Genomic DNA, 20,690 nt, shown 5'->3' with positions numbered 1-20,690 from the left:
TCTGCGGGGGACCCGCCCGCTGTGAGCGGGCGGAGAACAGAATAGATTTCTCGTGGCGGCGGGGCGCCCGGTGACCGGCGCGCCCGCCCCGCCCACGGGCGCCGTGATCCACGCGGCGCCACAACCGGGGAAAGGGAGCCTCCAGTGGCCAACAACGGCCCCTTCGACATCGTCGTCCTGGGTGCCGGCAGCGGCGGGTACGCGTGCGCGTTGCGCGCCGCCGAGCTCGGCAGGTCCGTCGCGCTGATCGAGCGGGACGAGTCCCTCGGCGGGACGTGCCTCAACCGCGGCTGCATCCCCACCAAGGCGCTGCTGCACGCGGCCGAGGTGGCGGACCAGTCCCGCGAGGCGGCCAAGTTCGGCGTGAAGACCACCTTCGAGGGAATCGACGTCGCGGGCGTGAACGCCTACAAGGACAAGGTCGTCTCCACGACCGTCAAGGGCCTCACCGGGCTCATCAAGTCGCGCGGCATCGAGGTCGTGCACGGCACCGGCCGGCTGGCCGGCCCGACCACGGTCGAGGTCGCCACCGCCGACGGGACGCGCACCATCGAGGCCGGGCACATCGTGCTCGGCACCGGGTCGGCGCCCAAGTCGCTGCCGGGCCTGGAGATCGACGGCGAGCGCGTCATCTCCAGCGACCACGCGCTGCGGCTGGAGCACGTCCCCGGCTCGGTCGTCATCCTCGGCGGCGGCGTCATCGGCGTCGAGTTCGCCAGCGTGTGGCGCTCGTTCGGGGCCGACGTCACGATCGTCGAGGCGCTGCCGCACCTGCTGCCGCTGGAGGAGGAGAGCAGCTCCAAGCGGCTGGAGCGCGCCTTCCGCAAGCGCGGCATCAAGTACGAGCTCGGCACCCGCTTCGAGAGCGCCAAGACCACGCAGGGCGGCATCTCCGTCACCCTCGAAGGCGGCACGACGATCGACGCCGAGCTGCTGCTGGTCGCGGTGGGGCGCGGCCCGGTCTCCGACGGGATCGGGCTGGCCGAGGCCGGGGTCGAGACCGAGCGCGGGTTCGTCAAGGTCGACGAGTACTGCCGGACGAGTGTCCCCACCATCTCGGCGGTCGGCGACCTGATCCCGACCCCGCAGCTGGCGCACGTCGGGTTCGCCGAGGGCATCCTCGTCGCCGAGCGGCTGAGCGGGCTCACCCCGCCGCCGATCGACTACGACGGCGTCCCGCGCATCACCTACTCCGACCCCGAGGTGGCCTCGGTCGGCATCACGTCCGCCGTGGCCCGCGAGCGCGGGTACGAGATCAAATCGGTCACCTACGACCTCGCGGGCAACCCCAAGAGCAAGATCCTGGGGACGCAGGGCGAGGTCAAGGTGATCGCGGCCGTGGACGGCCCCGTCCTCGGCCTGCACATGGTCGGCGCACGCGTCGGCGAGCTCATCGCGGAGGGGCAGCTCATCTACAACTGGGAGGCCCTGCCCGGCGAGGTCGCCCAGCTGATCCACCCGCACCCGACCCAGTCCGAGGCGGTCGGCGAGGCACATCTCGCCCTCGCCGGCAAACCACTGCACGTGCACGGCTGAACGCCGCACAAGTAATACGAAGGAGTCGCTGAGACATGCCGGTCTCCGTCACCATGCCCCAGCTCGGCGAGAGCGTCACCGAGGGCACCGTCACCCGCTGGCTCAAGAAGGAGGGCGAGCGCGTCGAGACCGACGAGCCGCTCCTTGAGGTGTCCACCGACAAGGTCGACACCGAGATCCCCTCGCCCGCCTCGGGCATCCTGACCAGCATCACGGTCGCCGAGGACGAAACCGTCGAGGTCGGCGCCGAACTGGCCGTCATCGGCGACGAGGGCGACGCGCCGTCCGGCGGCGGCGCCCCGGCCGCCGCCGAGCAGGCGCCCGCGCAGGAGGCGCCCGCCCCGCAGGCCGAGCAGGCCGCACCGCCGCAGGAGGCGCCCCAGCAGCAGGCACCGCAGCAGGCACCGCCGCCCGCCGCCTGGCCGCCGCCGGCGCAGCAGCAGCCCGCCGCCCCGCCGTCCCCGGCGCCCGCCCCGGCCCCGCAGCAGCCGGCGCAGCCGCCCGCCCCCGCCCCGGCGTCCCAGCAGGCCCAGCCGCAGGCGGAGCCGGGCGACGGTCCGTACGTCACCCCGCTGGTGCGCAAGCTGGCGTCCGAGCACAACGTGGACCTCGCCACGGTCAAGGGCACCGGCGTCGGCGGCCGCATCCGCAAGCAGGACGTCCTGGAGGCGGCCCGCGCCGCGCAGCAGGCCGCCCAGCAGGCCGCCGCCCCCGCGGCGCCCGCGCCCGCGGCCCCGGCTCCGGCGCAGGCCCCCGCGGCGCGGCCCGCGGCCCCCGCGCCCGCCGCCGCCCCCGCCGAGCAGCTCGCGCTGCGCGGCCGGACCGAGAAGATGTCGCGGATGCGGCAGACGATCGCCCGCCGCATGGTCGAGTCGCTTCAGGTGTCGGCGCAGCTCACCACCGTGGTCGAGGTGGACATCACCAAGATCGCGCGGCTGCGGGAGCAGGCCAAGGCCGACTTCCAGGCCCGTGAGGGCGTCAAGCTGTCGTTCCTGCCGTTCTTCGCGCTGGCGACGGTCGAGGCCCTCAAGGCGCACCCGAAGCTGAACGCGGTCATCAACGGCGAGACCAACGAGGTCACCTACCACGACGTGGAGAACCTCTCCATCGCGGTGGACGTGCCCGAGCGCGGCCTGATGGTCCCCGTCGTGCACAACGCGGGCCAGCTGAACCTGGGCGGCCTCGCGCAGCGGATCGCCGACCTCGCCGAGCGCACCCGCACCAACAAGGTGAGCCCGGACGAGCTCGCCGGCGGCACGTTCACGCTGACCAACACCGGCAGCCGCGGCGCGCTGTTCGACACCCCGATCCTCAACCAGCCGCAGGTCGGCATGCTCGGCACCGGCGCCGTCGTGAAGCGCCCGGCCGTCATCGACGACCCCGAGCTGGGCGAGGTCATCGCGGTCCGGTCGATGGTCTACCTGGCGCTGACCTACGACCACCGCCTGATCGACGGCGCGGACGCCGCCCGGTTCCTCGCCACGGTCAAGCACCGCCTGGAGGAGGGCAACTTCGAGGCCGAACTGGGCCTCTGACCTCTCCCGCGACGACGCGGGCACCCCGCCGCCCCGACAGGGCGGCGGGGTCTTCGCGTGTCCGGGGAAACGCGGGACCCGGCTGAGAATCTCACCGCTCGGTGGGGTGATCGCCCTAGGCTGGAGTCATGAGGGTCACCGTCACGGGCTCGTCGGGCCTCATCGGCTCGGCGTTGGTGCGATCACTTCGAGCGGACGGCCACGAGGTCGTCCGGCTGATACGGCGGGAGCCGTCCAGACCCGACGAGGCGCGCTGGTCGCCCGCGGACGGGTGCGTCGACAAGGCGTCCCTGGAGGGCGCGGAGGCCGTCGTGCACCTGGCGGGCGCCGGGATCGGCGACCGCCCGTGGACCAGGGCGTACATGCGGAAGATCCGCGACAGCCGGCTCGCCGGCACCCGGACGCTCGCGGAGGCGATCGCGACCGCGGCCCCGCGGCCCCGCGTGCTCGTCTGCGGGTCGGCGATCGGGTACTACGGCGACACCGGCGGCACGGAGGTGGACGAGAAGGCGGCGCGCGGGCAGGGCTTCCTCGCCGACCTCGTCCGCGACTGGGAGGCCGCCGCCGCGCCCGCCCGGGAGGCCGGGGTCCGGGTCGTCCACCCGCGGACCGGCGTCGTGCTGGCCCGCGAGGGCGGGATGCTCGGCCGCACCCTGCCGCTGTTCCGGCTGGGGCTCGGCGGCACGCTCGGCGACGGCCGGCAGTGGACGAGCTGGATCTCCCTCGCCGACGCGGTCGCCGCGCTGCGGTTCCTCATCGACCACGAGATCGCCGGACCGGTCAACCTCACCGCGCCGAACCCCGTCACCAACGCGGAGTACACGCGGGCGCTCGGCCGCGTCCTGCACCGGCCGGCGCGGCTGCCGGTCCCCCGGTTCGCGCTGCGGGCGGCGCTGCGCGGGTTGGCCGACGAGGGGCCGCTGATCAGCCAGCGGGTCCTGCCGCGGCGGCTGGAGGAGACCGGGTTCCGGTTCGCGCACGAGGACGTCGAGGCGGCCCTGGCCGCAGCCTTGTGACCGCCGAGATTCTCGTGACCGCCAAGAATCGTCAAAGTCCAGCCCGGTTCCGTTCCGTGGCCATACGGTGACACAGAGGCGACCCGGCCTACGAGGAGGGGTGGAATGAGCACCGACGGACAGCCGCACATCCTCGCGATCGGCGGGGGCTCGTTCGTTCCGGACGGCCGGGACGGATTCCTGCCGAGCCCTCTGCTGCGCTACGCGTTCGACCTGACCGGGCAGGACCGGCCCCGGGTCTGCGTCATCACGACGGCCATGGGCGACGGCCTCCAGGCCATCGCGCGCTCCTATGCGGCGTTCTCCTCCATGGACGCCGAGGTCAGCCACCTGGCCCTGTTCCCGATGCCGAACATCGCCGACATGCGCGCGCACCTGCTCGCCCATGACCTCGTCTACGTGGGCGGCGGGAGCGTCGCGAACCTCCTGGCGCTGTGGCGGCTGCACGGGCTCGACGAGATCCTGCGGGAGGCGTGGCAGGAGGGCGTCGTGCTGTCCGGGCAGAGTGCGGGGGCGCTGTGCTGGCACGTCGGCGGCAACACCGACTCCTTCGGCCCGCAGCTTCGCCCGATGACCGACGGGCTCGGCTTCCTGCCGTACTCGTGCGGGGTGCACTACGACAGCGAGCCGCAGCGGCGCCCGCTGCTGCAGCAGCTCGTCGGCGAGGGCACCCTGCCCGGCGGCTACGCGGCCGACGAGAAGGTCGCGCTGCACTACGTCGGCGCCGAGTTCGTCCAGGCCGTCTCGTACCGGCGGGAGGCGGGCGCCTACCGCATCGAGCCGGACGGGCCCGGGACGGCGAAGGAGTACCGGCTGGAGCCCCGGCTGCTCGCCGCCCTCTGACGCGCGGACCGGGACGTCCACGGCATAAGCTGGCAGGCGTGAGCGATGTGGACGTACGCGAGCTGGTGATGGTGCACGCGGGGTTCGGCACGGCGGCCGTCCCCTACGAGGAGGGCTGGGAGCTGCAAAAACGCACCCACGCCCTGCGGGTCGACGACCAGATCCCCGACACCGTCCTGCTGATGGAGCACCGGCCCGTCTACACCGCGGGCAAGCGGACCGCGGCGCTCGACCGGCCCATCGGCGACCCGGGCGCCCCGGTCGTGGACGTGGACCGCGGCGGCAAGATCACCTGGCACGGCCCGGGGCAGCTCACCGGCTACCCGATCGTGCGGCTCCCCGACCCGGCGGACGTCGTCGGATACGTGCGGCTGCTGGAGCAGATGATGATGGACGTCTGCGCGGAGCTCGGCCTGAAGACCGCGACGGTGGAGGGCCGCAGCGGGCTCTGGGTGCCCGGCTCCCCCGACCGCAAGATCGGCTCGATCGGGATCCGGGTGGCGCGCGGCGTCGCGATGCACGGCTTCATGCTCAACTGCGACAACGACATGGGCTGGTTCGACAAGATCGTCCCCTGCGGGATCCGGGACGTGGGGTCGACGAACCTCAGCCGGGAGCTCGGCCGCGAGGTCACGGTCGCCGAGACCGTCCCGCTGGTCGAGCGGCATCTCGCGGCGGCCCTGGGCGCGGCGGAACCGCTCCACCGCACCACGGCGCAACTGGCGCTCTGACATCGCGGGGGCGACCCCCGCCGGCGCTCGGCGCCGGACGGTCAGGCCATCACCTTGTAGACGGCCTGGCCTTCGGTGGCGGCCACCTGGAAGAACTCGGTCAGCCCCTTGTAGGCGGGCTTGAGGACCTTGTCGCGGGCGGCGCCGTCGAGCCGTCCCGCGTCCTGGACCCCGGCCCGCCCCATCGCCGCCGGGTCGTAGCGGCCCGCGACCTTCGCGAACGGCGTCGCGGCCAGGTGGTCGGCGGTCGGCTTGACCCGGTCCGGCGCCAGGTAGATGACGTCCATGCCCAGCTCGTCGGCGCCGTCCTCGGTGAGCAGCCGCCCGCCGCACACCACGTCCGCCTCGGGCTGCCGGCCGTCCCACGGGTCGCCGGTGACGAGGTAGTGCATCGCCTGCCACGCCCAGCCGAGGTCGAACAGCTCCGCGGAGCCGCGCCGGCGCCAGTTCGCGTCACCGAAGACATGGCGGGCGATCCGGCCGGGATCGGGCTCCCCCTCCAGCACGGGCGGCACCCTGAGGTACGACATTGCCAGACCCACGGTGGTCCTCCTGCTGACGCTGTTGCGTGACGACAGGGAGTCACCCTAGAGAGGTCCACAGTTGGACATGGCCGAAACACGCGAATCGGCTGCACGATCGGGGTACTGTCATACGTTCGAGATCGGTCCGATACGGCTTCGAAGCCCTCGGAGGCCGGGCCCGGCGGCGGGCGGCCGGTGTGCCGGCACCGGAGATCGCGACGTAGTCTGGGACGCGTGACGACGGTGACACCCGAGGGACGCAGGCTCCTGCGCGTCGAGGCGCGCAACAGCCAGACCCCGATCGAGCGCAAGCCCGAGTGGATCAAGACACGGCTGAAGATGGGCCCGCAGTACCGCGAGCTCACCGGCCTGGTGAAATCCGAAGGCCTGCACACGGTGTGCCAGGAGGCCGGCTGCCCCAACATCTACGAGTGCTGGGAAGACCGCGAGGCCACGTTCCTGATCGGCGGCGACCAGTGCACCCGCCGCTGCGACTTCTGCCAGATCGACACCGGCCGGCCCGCCGAGCTCGACCGCGACGAGCCCCGCCGCGTCGCCGAGTCCGTCGCCACGATGGGCCTGAAGTACGCGACCGTCACCGGCGTCGCCCGCGACGACCTGGAGGACGGCGGCGCCTGGCTGTACGCCGAGACCGTCCGGCAGATCCACGCGGCGATCCCGGGCTGCGGCGTCGAGCTGCTGATCCCCGACTTCAACGCCGTCCCCGAGCAGCTCGCCGAGGTCTTCTCGTCCCGGCCGGAGGTGCTGGCGCACAACGTGGAGACCGTCCCGCGGATCTTCAAGCGGATCCGCCCCGGGTTCCGGTACGAGCGGTCCCTGGAGGTCATCACCCGGGCCCGCGAGGACGGCCTGGTCACCAAGTCCAACCTCATCCTCGGCATGGGCGAGACGCGCGAGGAGGTCTCGCAGGCGCTGCGCGACCTGCACGAGGCGGGCTGCGAGCTGGTCACGATCACCCAGTACCTGCGGCCGAGCCCCCGCCACCACCCGGTGGAGCGGTGGGTGAAGCCGGAGGAGTTCGTGGAGCTGTCGGCGGAGGCCGAGGAGATCGGCTTCGCGGGCGTCATGTCAGGCCCGCTCGTGCGCTCCAGCTACCGCGCCGGCCGCCTCTACCAGCAGGCGATCTCCGCGCGCGAGGGGTGAACCCGCGACCGCCCCGGCCGGACTATCCTTGTATTCATGTCGAAAAAGCCCACGGACGGGGCCCAGGAGAGTCCGGGTCGCCTCAAGCAGATCCGCATGGTCGCCCAGGTGCTGCGCCAGGCCGACCCGAAGGCGCTGCCGATCGTGTTCGCGTCCGCGATCGGGACCCTGGTCGTCGTCATCCTCATCGGGCTGATCATCGGCCAGCTGTGGTTCTTCATCCCGCTGGGGATCCTCGCCGCGGTCGCCGTCGGCATGATCGTCTTCGGGCAGCTGGCGCAGCGCGCCCAGTACAAGGTGATCGCCGGGCAGCCGGGCGCGGCCGCCGCGATCCTGAAGAACATGCGCGGCAACTGGACGGTCACCGAGGCGGTCAGCGGCAACCGCAACCTCGACATGGTGCACCGCGCGGTCGGGCGCGCCGGCGTGGTGCTCGTCTCGGAGGGGCCCCGCAGCCGGGTCGGCCCACTGCTCGGCGCCGAGAAGAAGCGCATCTCCCGCGCCGCCCAGCAGGTGCCGATCTATGACGTGCAGGTCGGGGACGACGAGGGCCAGGTCCCGGTCGGCAAGCTCCAGCGCCACCTGATGAAGCTGCCCCGCAACCTCACCAAGGGGCAGGTCGCGGAGCTGAACGACCGCCTCCAGGCCCTGCCCCGCTCGATGCAGATGCCGAAGGGCCCGATGCCGCGCGGCGCGAAGATGCCGAAGGGCCCGAAGCCGAAGACGCGCTGACGGACGCGAGAAGAGCGCCCCCTCGGGGGCGCTTTCTCGTTTCCGGCCTGCTCGGGTCCGGCCTAGATGGTGACGACGACCGTGTTGCCGGCGCGGTCGTGCAGGCCCCGGTAGTCCCGGTCCCAGATCAGGGCGGGGACGACCAGGAGCAGCAGGAGGGTCCGGACGAGGGCCCGGACGAGCCCGACGGGCCGCCCGTCCAGGCGGGCGACGCGGATGCCGCACAGCCGCTTGCCGATCGTCGTGCCGAGGAACGCGGTGAGCACCCACGCCTGGACGCCGAAGACGAGCAGCGTCGCCATGCTGCGCTCGGCGGGCTCCCAGCCGAGCGAGCGCGCGAGCAGGCTCGCCACCAGCATCGACAGGCCCCAGTCGACGAACAGCGCCACGAGCCGCCGGCCGTAGGACGCGACGGCGCCGCTGCCGCCGGCGGGCAGCCCGATCCGCTTCCCGGGCTCGCCGAGGTCGGCCCCGGCGGAGCGCGCCCCGCCGAGCCAGGTCTGCGTCCACCGCGGCGCGGCCGCCTCCCGCCGCCCCTTGCCACCGCTCATGGCCCCTACGCTATCCGGTCCTCCGCCGCCGCCCGACGCGGCTCCCCCGGCAGGCCCGGAGTGACGCGTAACACAGCGGAAACATACGAGACATGGCCGGGAAACGGCGTGGCCATAGCGTGCTGGGAGCCAAGAACCGCCCTGAGGAGGCTGGATGTTCAGCAGCGCCGAAGAGGTCCTGAGCTACATCAGGAACGAAGGTGTGCGTTTCGTCGACTGCCGGTTCGTGGACCTGCCGGGCAAGATGCAGCATTTCACGTTCCCCGTCGAGAGCTTCGGCGAGAGCGTCTTCACCGAGGGGCTCATGTTCGACGGCTCGTCGGTCCGCGGGTTCCAGGAGATCCACGAGTCGGACATGCTCCTGCTCCCGGACCCGGGCACCGCGGTCGTCGACCCGTTCCGCCAGCACAAGACGCTGATCCTCAACTTCTTCGTGCACGACCCGCTGACGGGCGAGCCCTACAGCCGCGACCCGCGCAACGTCGCCAAGAAGGCCCAGGACTACCTGCGCGGCACCGGCATCGCCGACACGTGCTTCTTCGGCCCCGAGGCCGAGTTCTACATCTTCGACGACGTCCGCTTCGAGACCAGGCAGAACGCGGGCTACTACTACCTCGACTCCGTCGAGGGCGCCTGGAACACCGGGCGCGAGGAGGCCGGCGGCAACCTCGGCGCGAAGCCCCCCTACAAGGGCGGCTACTTCCCCGTCCCGCCGATGGACCACTACACCGACCTGCGCTCGGAGATGGTGTCCCAGCTCATCGCGTCGGGCATCCAGGTGGAGATGCAGCACCACGAGGTCGGCACCGCCGGCCAGGCCGAGATCGACTTCCGCTTCGACACGCTGCTGAAGACGGCCGACAACCTGCTGCTCTACAAGTACATCGTCAAGAACGTCGCGCGCGCCGAGGGCAAGACCGTCACGTTCATGCCGAAGCCGATCTTCGGTGACAACGGCTCGGGCATGCACTGCCATCAGTCCCTGTGGAAGGACGGCTCGCCCCTCTTCTACGACGAGGTCGGCTACGCGGGCCTGTCCGACAACGCCCGCTACTACATCGGCGGCCTGCTCAAGCACGCGCCGTCCCTGCTGGCCTTCACCAACCCGACGGTGAACAGCTACCACCGCCTCGTCCCCGGCTTCGAGGCGCCGGTCAACCTGGTCTACTCGCAGCGCAACCGGTCGGCGTGCATCCGCGTCCCGATCACGGGCTCGAACCCGAAGGCCAAGCGCATCGAGTTCCGCGTGCCGGACCCGTCCTGCAACCCGTACCTGGCCTTCTCCGCCATGCTGATGGCCGGCCTGGACGGCATCAAGAACAAGATCGAGCCCGCCGAGCCGGTCGACAAGGACCTCTACGAGCTGCCGCCGGAGGAGGCCCGCGCCATTCCCCAGGTACCCGGCAGCCTCCCCGAGGTCCTCGCCGCCCTGGAGGCCGACCACGACTACCTGCTGGAAGGCGGCGTCTTCACGCCGGACCTCATCGAGACCTACATCACGATGAAGAACGAGTTCGAGATCGACCCGATCCGCCTGCGCCCCCACCCGCACGAGTTCGAGCTCTACTACGACATCTAAGATCGCAGGTCAGCGCGGCTCTCCGCGCTGACCTGGCCGGCTGGGCCGCCGGCCGTGCCCTTCCTCACCGGAGGGCGCGGCCGGCGGCCTTTCCGCTTCGCGGCCCGGCATCGGGAGGCTCCGCGATCGGGACGACGTGCGCGGCAGGACCGCCGGGGCGGGCCTGATGACGGCTCCCTGTCGGGTGTCGGTGAGGGCTGGCATTATGTCCGCGGAGGGGCGGGATGACCAAGCACGCCAAGCGCGTCCTGCGGGACATCGAGGTGCTGCAGCGTGCCGCGCGTGAGCTCGCGGCCGAGTACCGGCAGGTGTGCACCGAGGTGGGGGCGGCGGCGGTGCCGTTGCGGAGGGCGGCGGCCAGGGAGTGGCTCAGGTCCGTTCCGGTCGCCCGGCTGAAGCAGGTCGCGGACGGGCCGATCCGGTTCGGCGCGGTGCGGGGGGCCGAGTTCGTCGCGGTCGCGGACGTGCTCGACTCGACTCCGGACGGGCTCCTGCTGCTGCGCGGGATCGGGCCGGAGACCGCCGATCGGCTCCACGCGGCGACGGCCGGGCTGGTCGAGACGGCGACATGGTCGGCGAGCCTGCGGGTCGAGATCGTCCCGCGGGACGAGGCCGCGGAATCGCTCGTGGTCGCGCTGCACCGCCTGGTGAACGGGAGCGTGGGCCTGCGGCGTGCCGTGGAGTTCGCCGAGTGGGTGGAGACGTCCTACCACAGGCACATTTGGGACGCGAGGCGGGCGGTGGGGTGGCGGCGGGTGTTCCTGCCGCTGCTCGCGCGGTATCTGGCGCGGGAGGCGCTCGCCGAGCTGTCGCGGCTCGTGGAGAGTCCGAGCGCCGCACTGCTGAGGTCGCCTGGCCTGATTGGGGCCCGCGTACCGGCGGACGAAGCCTGGAGCGACTTCCAGCGGGACCCGGACGGCTACCATGCCGAGCTCGCCGAAGTGGCGGGCCTGGAAACCGAAGCGAAGGCCGCCGAGGGTTTCCTGCCGGAGGACCTGGCGGCGGACGTCTGGGATGAGCCACTCGACGACACCCACCTGAAGGTGTCGCTGCGGGAGTACCAGTCGTTCGGGGCGCGGTTCGCGCTTCTGCGGAGGCGCGTGATCCTGGGGGACGAGGCGGGGCTCGGCAAGACGGTCCAGGCGATCGCCGCCATCGCGCACCGGCGGGGTGAGGGCGCGACGCATTTCCTGGTGGCCTGCCCGGGGAGCGTACTGCTCAACTGGGTCCGCGACATCGAGACCTTCAGCTCGGTCGAGGCGCATCTGATCCAAGGCCCGGACCGGGACGCGGCGCTGGAGAGGTGGACCGGCGGGGGCGGCGTCGCCGTGGCGCCCCTGGATTGGCTTCCCTACATGGAGGACCGCCCCGGCCTCGGGATGTTCGTGGTGGACGAGGCCCACCAGACGAAGAACTCCTGGACGCTTCGTGCGAGGGCGGTCGCCCGCCTGTGCGAGGAGACGGAGCACGTCATGCTCCTCACCGGGATGCCGATGGAGGACCGGGTGGAGGAGTTCCGCAGCCTGGTCGGCCATCTGCCGCCCGATGCGGCGGAGGGGATCCGCCCGCAGGAGGCGGCGCTGGGGTCGCGGGCGTTCCGGGTGGCGGTCGCGCCCGTCTACCTCAGACGCGACCAGCGGGACGTGCTCGCGGAGCTGCCCGACGTCGTGCGCGTGGACGAGCTGGTGGCGCCGGGCCGCGGGTCGGCCAAGCTCCGGCGGCTGAAGGAGCTGGTCAGGGAGGCCGAGGCCAATGGGCAGAAGGTCGTCGTCCACTCCTGTTCCCCGGACGTGCTCGCCGCCGTCCGGAAGGTGCTCGCGACCGGTGGGAGGCAGGTGACCGCGGAGGCGTTCGCCGCCGAGGACGGGCACGCCGTGCTGGTGGCCGGGCTGGAGGCGGACGGGCCGAGCCCGCGGGGCGCGTCGGTGGTGATCTTCTGCGAGCCGCAGGAGGACCCGGACGCGGAGGCCCGCGCTGTGGGGCGCGTGCTCGGGGCCGGCCCGGCCGGGATGCTGCGGGTGCACCGGCTGGTCGCGCCTGGCACCGTGGACGAGTGGATCGGCGAGGGACCGGGATGACGGACGACGCCAAGGACGTCCTGCGGGGCGGATACGCGCTGCTGGGCGCCGCGCGCGACCTGGGCGCCGATCATCGGCGCGCGCTCGCGGAGGTGCACGGGGCGCTCGCGCCGCTGCGGGCGGAGGCGGCGCGGGAGCAGCTCGGGTCGATCCCGCTGGCGCGGCTGAAGGACGTCACGGACGGGCGGCTGCGGCTCGGGCCCCTGGAGGACGCGGGGTACACGACCGTCGCGGACGTCCTGGACGCCACCCCGTACCGCCTGCAGCTGCTGCCCGGGATCGGGCCGCAGACCGCGCGGCAGCTCCACGCGGCGGCGGAGAGCCTGCGGGAGGCGGCGGAGCGGTCGGCGGCGGTCCGGGTCGACGTCGACCGGCGGGACGAGACCATGACGCCCGTCGTCGCCGCCCTGCACCGGCTGGTGAACGCGGGGCCGGAGCTCCCGCGCGCGCGGGCCGCCGCCGACGGCGTGGACGAGCGGTTCGGGCCGCTGGTGCACGACGCGCGGCCGGCCGGGTCGTGGTGGCGGCGGATCTTCACGCGGGCCTCCCGGCGGGAGCGGGCGCGGGAGGCGGTCGGCGAGCTGGCGGAGGCCCTGCGGACCGAGGAGTCCCGCGGGACCCGGCTGCTGATGGCGCAGGCGTCGGTGGACCTGCTGCGGCCCGCGGTGTCGCCGGACGAGGCGTGGATCGACTTCGAGCTGCGCGCGTCCGACTACCAGACCCTGCTGGCCGAGCTGGCGGCGCTGGATCCCGAGCGGGACGCCGCCCAGGGCTTCCTGCCGGGCGATCTCGCCGCCCGGGTCAAGGCGCAGCCTCTCGACGACGCCCACCGGCGGGTGTCGCTGCGCGGGTACCAGGCGTTCGGGGCGCGGTTCGCGCTCGTCCAGCGGCGGGTGATCCTGGGCGACGAGATGGGGCTCGGGAAGACGATCCAGGCGATCGCCGCGATGGCCCATCTGCGTACGGAGGGCGCCACCCACTTCCTGGTGGCGTGCCCCGCGAGCGTGCTGATCAACTGGGTGCGGGAGATCGAGACGCGCAGCACGATCGCCGCGCACCCGCTGCACGGGTCCGGGCGCGCCGCCGCGCTGCGCAAGTGGGCCGGGGACGGCGGGATCGCCGTGACGACGCTCGCCACGCTGCACAGCCTGGACGTCCCGGACGACGTGCGGGTCGGCATGTTCGTGGTGGACGAGGCGCACTACGCCAAGAACCACGAGACCCGCCGCTCCCGTGCCGTCGGCGCGTGGTGCCGCCGGACCGAGCATGTCCTGTTCCTGACCGGGACGCCGATGGAGAACCGGGTCGAGGAGTTCCGCAGCCTGGTCGCGCACCTGCGTCCCGGGCTCGCCAAGGAGGTCCGGACGAGCGACGCGGCGATGGGGGCGCGGGCGTTCCGGTCGGCGGTCGCCCCGGTGTACCTGCGGCGCAACCAGCGGGACGTGCTGGTCGAGCTGCCCGAGGTCGTGCACGTGGACGAGCTGGAGGAGTTCAGCCGGGCCGACGCGCGGGCCTACCGGGACGCGGTGGCGGAGGGCAACTTCATGGCGATGCGCCGGGCCGCGTACGCCGTCCCGAAGAAGTCGGCCAAGCTCGCCCGCCTGGTGGAGCTGGTCGAGGAGGCGGACGCCAACGACCTGAAGGTCGTGGTGTTCTCCTACTTCCGGGACGTGCTCGCCGCCGTCCAGGACGCGCTCGGCCCGGCGGCGCGCGGCCCGATCTCGGGCGGGACACCGCCCGTGCGGCGGCAGGAGATCGTGGACGCGTTCACCGCCGAGCCCGGCCACGCCGTCCTGCTCGCCCAGATCCAGGCGGGCGGGGTCGGGCTCAACCTCCAGGCGGCCTCCGTCGTGATCCTGTGCGAGCCGCAGGTGAAGCCGACCATGGAGACGCAGGCGGTCGCCCGCGCGCACCGGATGGGGCAGGTCCGCACGGTGCAGGTGCACCGGCTGCTGACACCCGGCGGCGTGGACGCCCGGATGCTGGAGATACTGCAGGTCAAGACGATGCTGTTCGACGAGTACGCGCGCCGCAGCGATCTCGCCGAGCAGACTCCGGACGCGGTCGACATCTCCGAGCAGGCCCTGGCGGCGCAGATCGTGGCGGAGGAGCAGGAGCGCCTCGGGATGTAGGGAAGAACGTCCGGGGCGCCCGTGTTCAGGTGGGCGAGACCGGACGATCAAAGGGGATGTCATGGCCGAGGTCAGGGTGGAGCGCACCGAGGACGGCTTCCGGGCCGTCAACGGGCGGGGCGCGAGCGTCGCCATCGGCGACGGGGACGCCGAGGGCGTCTTCACGCCCGTCGAGCTGCTGCTGGCGGCGCTCGGCGGCTGCGAGCTGGTCACCGTCGAGCCGCTGACGGCCAAGCGCGGGCACCGGATGGCGCGGCTCGCCGCGACCGTCCAGGCCGACAAGATCGCGACGAGCACGCTCGGCACGATCACCGTCACCTATGACGTCGAGCTCCCCGAGGGGGACGCCGAGGCCGGGGACGTCCTGAAGGCCGTGGCCGGGCGGGTCCACGACAAGTACTGCACGGTCGGCAGCGCGCTGCGGGAGCCGATGAAGGTCGAGCAGGTCGTCTAGCCGCAGGTCGTGCCGGACGGGGGCACGCTTCCGCGCAGGAGGTAGGCCTCGACGGCCCGGCGGACGCAGCGGTCGCCGGTCGCGTAGGCGCCGTGGCCCTCCCCGCGGAGGGTGAGGAGCGTGGCGGCCCCGCCCAGCCTCCTCGTCAGCTCGGACGCCCACGCGTACGGGGTGGCGGGGTCCCCGGTGTTGCCGACGACGAGAATCGGGGCGGCGGACGGCGCGGACACCTCGCGCGCGTCGTCGTCGCCCTCCACCGGCCAGCCGGTGCACTGCGTCAGCTGCCAGGCCATCGCCGGCCCGAAGATCGGCGAGGCGGCGCGGAACCTCGGCAGCAGCTCCCGCACGTCGTCCGCGGTGTAGCGGTCCGCGCCGTCCGCGCAGGTGATGGCGGTGTTGGCGGCGGAGAAGTTGCTGTAGACGCCGTTCCCGCGCCGCCCGTTCTGCAGGTCGGCGAGCAACAGCAGCAGGGAGCCGTCGCGGCGCTTCACGGCGTCGGACAGGCCCTGCGCGAGGTACGGCCAGGCCTTCCGGGAGTACAGGCCGGCGGCGACCCCGGTCGTGCCGAGGCTCTGGGTGAGCCTGCGGCCGGACGACGTGCGGAGCGGTCTGCGGTCGAGGCCGGCCAGGATCCGGCCGATCGACGCGACGGCGGACGGCCCGTCCTTCCCCAGCGGGCACAGGACCCGCCCCAGGCGGGCGCACGCCGCCGCGAACTCGCCGAGGGCCTGCTGGAACCCGGCGGCCTGGCCGAGCGCGAGCGCGGCGGGGTCGTTGCCGGTGTCGACGGCGCCGTCCAGCACGGCCCGTCCCACCCGGGCGGGGAACCGGTGCGCGTAGCCGCCGCCGAGCCAGGTGCCGTAGGAGACGCCGAAGTAGTGCAGCCTCCGCTCGCCGAGCGCGGCGCGGATCAGGTCGAGATCGCGGACGGCGTCCAAGGTGCCGACGTGCGGGAGCAGCCGCCCCGACCGCGCCTCGCACGCCCGCGCGTACGCGGCGCGGCGGGCCATGTACGCCTTCTCTTCGGCGGCGGTGTCGGGGCTGTCGTCCGCGGCGGCGAGCCCGTCCATCCGCCGGTCGTCCACGCAGGTCACGGGGGTGCTGCGGCCGACGCCGCGGGGGTCGAACCCGATCAGGTCGTAGCGGGTGCGCAGAGCCGCGTAGTCGCCCGCGGTCTGCGCGAGCGTGTCGACGCCGTCGCCGCCGGGCCCGCCGAAGTTGAACACCAGCGAGCCGATGCGGTGGCGCCGGTCGGTCGCGGGCAGCTTGATCAGGGCGAGGCCGATCCGCCGGCCGGACGGGTCGGCGTGGTCCAGCGGAACCTGGAGCGTCGCGCAGCGGAACCCGGTGCGCGGGGTCCCGCTCCCGTGCACCGCGGGCGGCAGCCCGGTGCAGCGCTTCCATTGGAGCGGCGGGACGGCCGGGGACGGGGCGCCGAGGGCCCCGCGGTGCTCGGCGGTCACCGTCCGGGGGACGCGCGTCCCTCCCGCGAGGGACAGGGAGATCAGTCCGAAAACGGCCAGTGACCCAGCCATGAGCGGCATTACGCCCGGTATACCCGGATACCTGGCCATTCGTCCCCCCGGTCGACTCGCGGGGGGCGCCCTGGACCTACCCAGGGCCTCCTATGCTGACTCCTGATCAACTCCATAGGCTCCGCGCTGCGGGGTAGGTGACCGGGGTCCACCCACCGTCCCCGGGCCCCTCCCCCGAAAGTCCGGATACCGCATCAGGGTCGTACTACTCAAGTCTGAGATGAAGACCATTCGCCGCGGTGATCTCATTCAGGGGGCCCTGAGGCAAAGATAGGTAGCATGGCTCAACCCGCCCCCCCAACGGCCCGCAGAGGCGAGGCCGGCGCCACGACACTACGGCGCCGCGTCCTCACCGCGCCCCCGGTCTGGCGTGAGCTGCTCCTGGTCGTCCTCTTCTACACCGGCTATACGCTCACCCGCATCGTCCTGGTTCAGGACGGCACCGGGCCCGCGTTCGCGCACGCCGACGAGATCCTGCGCGTGGAGCGCTACCTGGGGCTGGACGTTGAGCTGCACCTCAACCAGACGCTGCTGTCGGTGCCGTGGCTGGCGCGCACCGCCAACGTCTTCTACGCCACGATGCACTTCATCGTGACCCTCGGCATCGTCGTCTGGCTGTACCGCTACCGGCCCCAGCACTACCGGTGGCTGCGCGCCTCCATCATGATCGCCACGGCGGTGGCGCTGATCGGCTTCTGGCTGTACCCGCTGGCGCCCCCGCGGTTCCTGCACAGCGAGGGCTTCGTCGACCCGGTGACCGCGCTGCACTCGCTCGGCCTGTACGCCAGCGACGCCTCCGGCAGCCTGACCAACCAGTACGCGGCCATGCCGTCCATGCACGCCGGATGGTCGCTGTGGTGCGGGGTGATCCTGGTCAGGCTGGCGACGCAGAAGTGGGCCAAGATCCTCGGTGTGCTCTACCCCGCGACGACCGTGTACGTGATCCTGTCCACCGCCAACCACTACGTGCTGGACGCGGTGGCCGGGATGGCGCTGATCAGCGGGGCGCTCTGGGTGTCCTACGTCCTCTACACGCGGTGTCCCGCCTCGCTCCTCGTCGCGCGGGCCCGCGTCCGGCACCGCCTCGCCCAGCGCCCGGGACGCGGCACGGGCCGCTCCGGCGCCGGCTCCGCCGCCGCGGGCGGCGCCGGCCGCTCCTGACCCGCCTACGACTCCGGGAGTAGCCGGGTCATCCTCCGGGATCAGTCCGCCCCGTAGAACACGCGGTCGACCACGGCGCGGGCCCGGCGGGCGTGGCGGCGGTAGTCCTCCAGAAGGTCACCGGTCCCCGGATAGCCGAGGACGCGGGTGACGGCGCTGCGCTCCCGGTGGTGGTCGGTGGGCAGCAGGTCGGACGCGCGGCCCCGCACCAGCATGATCGACCCCCGGATGCGGGTCGCCAGGCACCACGCGTCCTCCAGCACGGCGGCGTCGCCGGCGTCCAGCAGCCCGGCCCCGACGGCGGCGTCGAGCGCGTCCAGGGTCCGGGTGGTGCGCAGCCCCGGGACGTCGTGCGCGTGCCGGAGCTGGAGGAGCTGCGCGACCCACTCCACGTCCGCGAGGCCGCCGGGGCCGAGCTTGATGTGCAGCCGCCGCTCGACGCCGCGCGGGAGCCGCTCGGACTCCATCCGCGCCTTCAGCCGCCGGATCTGACGGACGGCGTCGTCGTCGATGCCGTCCTCCGGCCACCGGACGGGGTCGATCAGCGCGCGGAACCGGTCCCGCAGGCCCTCGTCGCCGATCAGCGGGTCGGCGCGCAGCAGCGCCTGCGCCTCCCAGGGCTCCGACCAGCGGGCGTAGTAGGCGGCATAGGACGCGAGGGTGCGCACCAGCGGCCCCTGCCGCCCCTCCGGCCGCAGGTTCGGGTCGATCTCCAGCGGCGGGTCGGGGGCGGGCAGCGCCAGGAGGCGGCGCAGCTCCTCGGCGACGGCGTGCGCGGCCCGCCCGGCGGCCCGCTCGTCCGCGTCCGGCAGCGGGTCGTGCACGAACATCACGTCGGCGTCGCTGCCGTAGCCGAGCTCGTGCCCGCCGAACCGGCCCATCGCGACGACGGCCATCCGGGTCGGCAGCGGCTCCCGCGACTCCAGCTCGATCTTCTTGACGGCGGCCCGCAGCGCCGCCTCCACGGTGACGGCGGCGATGCCGGTGAGGGCCTCGCCCACCGTCCGGACGTCCACCAGGCCGAGCAGGTCGGCGACCGCCACGCGGAACAGCTCGCGGCGCCGCAGGCCCCGCACCACCGCGGTCGCCTCCTCGGCGGGGGCGGCCGCGGCCGCCCGCTCCCCCGCGGGCGCCGCGGTGAAGTCCCAGTGCCGGCGGACGGCGGCGAGGGCCTCCGAGCGCAGCGCGCGGGCCGGGCGCGGGGCCAGGTCGGCGTCGCTGCCGAGCATCCCGACCGCCTCCGGCGCCCGCAGCAGCAGGTCGGTGGCGTAGCGGCTGGAGCCGAGCACCCACGCCATCCGCTCGGCGACGGCGACCTCGTCCCGCAGCAGCCGCAGGTACCAGGGCGTGGTGCCGAGCGCGTCGCTGACCTGCCGGAACCCGAGCAGGCCCGCGTCGGGGTCCGGCGCGTCGGCGAACCAGCCGAGCATGACCGGCAGCAGCGTCCGCTGGATCGCGGCGCGCCGCGACACCCCCGAGGTCAGCGCCTCGATGTGCCGGAGCGCGCCCGCCGGGTCGCCGTAGCCGAGGGCCTCCAGCCGGGTCCGGGCGGCCTCCGGGGTGAGCCGCGACTCCTCCCCGGGCAGCCGGGCGACGGCCCGCAGCAGCGGCCGGTAGAACAGCTTCTCGTGGATGCGGCGGACCTCGCGGGCGTGCCGCCGCCACAGCGCGGTGAACTCCCCCACCGGGTCGGTGCGCAGGCCGAGGGCGCGGCCGAGGCGGCGCAGGCCCGCCTCGTCATCGGGGACGAGATGGGTGCGGCGCAGCCGGTGCAGCTGGACCAGGTGCTCCACGCGCCGCAGGAACCGGTAGGCCGACGCCAGCACCGCCGCGTCGTCGCGGCCGACATAGCCGCCCTGGGACAGGTCGGCCAGGGCGTCCAGCGTGGTCGGGCTGCGGAGCGTCTCGTCGGCGCGGCCGTGCACGAGCTGGAGCAGCTGCACCGAGAACTCCACGTCGCGCAGCCCGCCGGGGCCGAGCTTGAGCTGGCGCTCGGAGTCGGCGGTGCGCTGGTTCAGGTCGGCCTCGACGCGGCGCCGCATGTGCTGGACGTCCTCGACGAAGTCCTCCCCCTCGGCGGCCTTCCACACGATCGGGGCGATCGTGTCGAGGTAGCGGGTGCCGAGCCCCGGGTCGCCGGCGACCGGGCGGGCCTTCAGCAGCGCCTGGAACTCCCAGGTCTTGGCCCAGCGCTCGTAGTAGGCGCGGTGGCTGGCGAGCGTCCGCACGAGCGGGCCGGACTTGCCCTCGGGCCGCAGCGCCGCGTCCACCTCCCAGAGCGCGCCCTCCTCCGTGGAGGCCGAGCAGGCCCGCATCATCGCCGACGCCAGCCGGGTCGCGACGCGCAGGGCGGCGTCCTCCGGCTCCTCCGCCCGCGCTTCCGCCACGAAGATCACGTCGACGTCGCTGACGTAGTTCAGCTCGCGGCCCCCGCACTTGCCCATGCCGATCACGGCGAGCCGGCACGCCCGGTGCCCGGGGACCTCGGCGCGGGCGATCGCGAGGCCCGCCTCCAGCGCGGCGGAGGCGAGGTCGGCCAGCTCCGCGGCGACCTCGGCGACGTCGGCGACGCCGATCAGGTCGCGTCCCGCGAGCGCGAGGAGGCGCCGGCGGTAGGCGACGCGGAGCGCGAGGAGGGCGTCGGAGGCGGAGGCCACCGGCTCCTCGGCCGACGGGTCGGCGCCCACGGCGGCCAGCAGCTCCTCCCGCGGCGGCCGCGCCGGGCCGGCCGCGCCGTCGCGCAGAACGTTCCAGTGCTCCGGATGCCGGGCCAGATGGTCGCCCAGGGCGGCGCTCACCCCGAGGACGGCGGTGAGCCGCTCCCGCGTCCCCGGCTCGCGGGCGAGCGCGTCCCGCAGCTCCCCGCCCACGCCCCGCTCGCCGGCGCACGCCAGCAGCCGCAGCAGGCCGTCCAGGGCGAGGTCCGGGTCGGCGGTGCCGCCGAGGGCGTCGAGCAGCTCGTCGGACGGCCCGGAGCCGGTGCCGCGCCGCGCCTCCTCCAGGAGCCGCCCGGCCCGCGCGGCGTCGGTGAAGCCGAGCCTCGCCAGGCGGCCGGCGAGGGAGGGACGGCGGTCGGAGGTCCAGGACTCGGTCACAGGGTCAACCGTAATCCGGAGGAG

Annotated in this window: 16 protein-coding genes; 12 read left to right on the top strand and 4 right to left on the bottom strand. The window is 73.6% G+C overall.

Going from position 1 to position 20,690, the window contains the following annotated elements; genetic code table 11:
• Nucleotides 1–144 precede the first annotated feature (144 nt).
• The 5 genes from lpdA (at nt 145) to lipB (ending at nt 5,661) form a co-directional block, all read left to right on the top strand.
• Complete coding sequence (lpdA, locus tag BM339_RS02800; protein ID WP_075019807.1) at nt 145–1,536, top strand: dihydrolipoyl dehydrogenase; 1,392 nt, start codon at nt 145–147, stop codon at nt 1,534–1,536.
• 35 nt (nt 1,537–1,571) lie between these two features.
• Nucleotides 1,572–3,071, top strand: coding sequence for a 2-oxoglutarate dehydrogenase, E2 component, dihydrolipoamide succinyltransferase (gene sucB, locus BM339_RS02795; protein WP_075019806.1), 1,500 nt, complete (start codon nt 1,572–1,574; stop codon nt 3,069–3,071).
• A 128-nt stretch (nt 3,072–3,199) separates the two neighbouring features.
• Entirely contained in the window at nt 3,200–4,087 is an 888-nt protein-coding gene (locus BM339_RS02790; RefSeq protein ID WP_021596561.1) for a TIGR01777 family oxidoreductase, read from the top strand.
• A 105-nt stretch (nt 4,088–4,192) separates the two neighbouring features.
• Nucleotides 4,193–4,930: a Type 1 glutamine amidotransferase-like domain-containing protein gene (locus BM339_RS02785; RefSeq protein ID WP_021596562.1), complete on the top strand. Its 738-nt coding sequence runs from the start codon at nt 4,193–4,195 to the stop codon at nt 4,928–4,930.
• Nucleotides 4,931–4,998: 68 nt separating this feature from the next.
• The gene (gene lipB / locus BM339_RS02780; protein WP_033333236.1) at nt 4,999–5,661 is read left to right on the top strand and encodes a lipoyl(octanoyl) transferase LipB; all 663 of its coding nucleotides are present in this window, start codon (nt 4,999–5,001) and stop codon (nt 5,659–5,661) included.
• Between the two features lie 41 nt (nt 5,662–5,702).
• Here the strand turns inward: lipB and BM339_RS02775 are convergent, their stop codons facing one another.
• Entirely contained in the window at nt 5,703–6,203 is a 501-nt protein-coding gene (locus tag BM339_RS02775; protein ID WP_075019805.1) for a YfbM family protein, read from the bottom strand.
• A gap of 216 nt (nt 6,204–6,419) precedes the next feature.
• Between BM339_RS02775 and lipA the strand changes: the two genes are divergently transcribed.
• Both lipA and BM339_RS02765 read left to right on the top strand, forming a co-directional pair.
• The gene (gene lipA, locus BM339_RS02770) at nt 6,420–7,349 is read left to right on the top strand and encodes a lipoyl synthase (protein ID WP_021596565.1); all 930 of its coding nucleotides are present in this window, start codon (nt 6,420–6,422) and stop codon (nt 7,347–7,349) included.
• 36 nt (nt 7,350–7,385) lie between these two features.
• On the top strand, nt 7,386–8,081 hold the full coding sequence (locus BM339_RS02765) for a DUF4191 domain-containing protein (RefSeq protein WP_024936110.1): 696 nt from the start codon (nt 7,386–7,388) through the stop codon (nt 8,079–8,081).
• A 62-nt stretch (nt 8,082–8,143) separates the two neighbouring features.
• Here the strand turns inward: BM339_RS02765 and BM339_RS02760 are convergent, their stop codons facing one another.
• Nucleotides 8,144–8,632: an RDD family protein gene (locus tag BM339_RS02760; RefSeq protein ID WP_075019804.1), complete on the bottom strand. Its 489-nt coding sequence runs from the start codon at nt 8,630–8,632 to the stop codon at nt 8,144–8,146.
• Nucleotides 8,633–8,786: 154 nt separating this feature from the next.
• On the opposite strand from BM339_RS02760, the gene glnA reads away from it, so the two are divergent.
• The 4 genes from glnA (at nt 8,787) to BM339_RS02740 (ending at nt 14,875) form a co-directional block, all read left to right on the top strand.
• Nucleotides 8,787–10,211 carry a type I glutamate--ammonia ligase gene (gene glnA / locus BM339_RS02755; RefSeq protein ID WP_075019803.1) on the top strand — a complete coding sequence of 475 codons (1,425 nt, stop codon included), beginning with the start codon at nt 8,787–8,789 and terminating at the stop codon, nt 10,209–10,211.
• Between the two features lie 224 nt (nt 10,212–10,435).
• Complete coding sequence (locus BM339_RS02750) at nt 10,436–12,289, top strand: SNF2-related protein (RefSeq protein WP_075019802.1); 1,854 nt, start codon at nt 10,436–10,438, stop codon at nt 12,287–12,289.
• The gene (locus BM339_RS02745) at nt 12,286–14,421 is read left to right on the top strand and encodes a DEAD/DEAH box helicase (protein WP_075019801.1); all 2,136 of its coding nucleotides are present in this window, start codon (nt 12,286–12,288) and stop codon (nt 14,419–14,421) included. The genes BM339_RS02750 and BM339_RS02745 overlap by 4 nt, the downstream gene beginning before the upstream one ends.
• Nucleotides 14,422–14,482: 61 nt before the next feature.
• A complete protein-coding gene (locus tag BM339_RS02740; RefSeq protein WP_021596571.1) occupies nt 14,483–14,875 on the top strand; it encodes an OsmC family protein in 393 nt (130 codons plus the stop codon).
• Here BM339_RS02740 and BM339_RS02735 read toward each other — a convergent pair.
• Nucleotides 14,872–16,410: an alpha/beta hydrolase gene (locus BM339_RS02735; protein WP_218163550.1), complete on the bottom strand. Its 1,539-nt coding sequence runs from the start codon at nt 16,408–16,410 to the stop codon at nt 14,872–14,874. The genes BM339_RS02740 and BM339_RS02735 overlap by 4 nt on opposite strands.
• A 279-nt stretch (nt 16,411–16,689) precedes the next feature.
• Between BM339_RS02735 and BM339_RS02730 the strand changes: the two genes are divergently transcribed.
• A complete protein-coding gene (locus tag BM339_RS02730; protein WP_083597201.1) occupies nt 16,690–17,571 on the top strand; it encodes a phosphatase PAP2 family protein in 882 nt (293 codons plus the stop codon).
• Nucleotides 17,572–17,612: 41 nt separating this feature from the next.
• Here BM339_RS02730 and BM339_RS02725 read toward each other — a convergent pair whose 3' ends face one another.
• Nucleotides 17,613–20,666 (bottom strand): bifunctional [glutamine synthetase] adenylyltransferase/[glutamine synthetase]-adenylyl-L-tyrosine phosphorylase, encoded by a 3,054-nt coding sequence (locus BM339_RS02725; RefSeq protein WP_075019799.1) that lies wholly within the window; start codon nt 20,664–20,666, stop codon nt 17,613–17,615.
• Nucleotides 20,667–20,690 lie beyond the last annotated feature (24 nt).

This window comes from Actinomadura madurae, assembly GCF_900115095.1.
In the GTDB taxonomy this organism is placed as follows: domain Bacteria; phylum Actinomycetota; class Actinomycetes; order Streptosporangiales; family Streptosporangiaceae; genus Spirillospora; species Spirillospora madurae.
This window is presented reverse-complemented; position numbering and strand designations above follow the sequence as displayed.

What these genes read in the sequence shown, in the direction of transcription:
- BM339_RS02790 (WP_021596561.1), top strand. Translation starts at nt 3,200, where the DNA reads ATGAGGGTCACCGTCACGGGCTCGTCGGGCCTCATCGGCTCGGCGTTG.
- BM339_RS02750 (WP_075019802.1), top strand. Translation starts at nt 10,436, where the DNA reads ATGACCAAGCACGCCAAGCGCGTCCTGCGGGACATCGAGGTGCTGCAG.
- lipB (WP_033333236.1), top strand. Translation starts at nt 4,999, where the DNA reads ATGGTGCACGCGGGGTTCGGCACGGCGGCCGTCCCCTACGAGGAGGGC.
- sucB (WP_075019806.1), top strand. Translation starts at nt 1,572, where the DNA reads ATGCCGGTCTCCGTCACCATGCCCCAGCTCGGCGAGAGCGTCACCGAG.
- BM339_RS02785 (WP_021596562.1), top strand. Translation starts at nt 4,193, where the DNA reads ATGAGCACCGACGGACAGCCGCACATCCTCGCGATCGGCGGGGGCTCG.
- BM339_RS02740 (WP_021596571.1), top strand. Translation starts at nt 14,483, where the DNA reads ATGGCCGAGGTCAGGGTGGAGCGCACCGAGGACGGCTTCCGGGCCGTC.
- BM339_RS02730 (WP_083597201.1), top strand. Translation starts at nt 16,690, where the DNA reads ATGGCTCAACCCGCCCCCCCAACGGCCCGCAGAGGCGAGGCCGGCGCC.
- BM339_RS02735 (WP_218163550.1), bottom strand. Translation starts at nt 16,410, where the DNA reads ATGGCTGGGTCACTGGCCGTTTTCGGACTGATCTCCCTGTCCCTCGCG.
- BM339_RS02760 (WP_075019804.1), bottom strand. Translation starts at nt 8,632, where the DNA reads ATGAGCGGTGGCAAGGGGCGGCGGGAGGCGGCCGCGCCGCGGTGGACG.
- BM339_RS02765 (WP_024936110.1), top strand. Translation starts at nt 7,386, where the DNA reads ATGTCGAAAAAGCCCACGGACGGGGCCCAGGAGAGTCCGGGTCGCCTC.
- glnA (WP_075019803.1), top strand. Translation starts at nt 8,787, where the DNA reads ATGTTCAGCAGCGCCGAAGAGGTCCTGAGCTACATCAGGAACGAAGGT.
- BM339_RS02745 (WP_075019801.1), top strand. Translation starts at nt 12,286, where the DNA reads ATGACGGACGACGCCAAGGACGTCCTGCGGGGCGGATACGCGCTGCTG.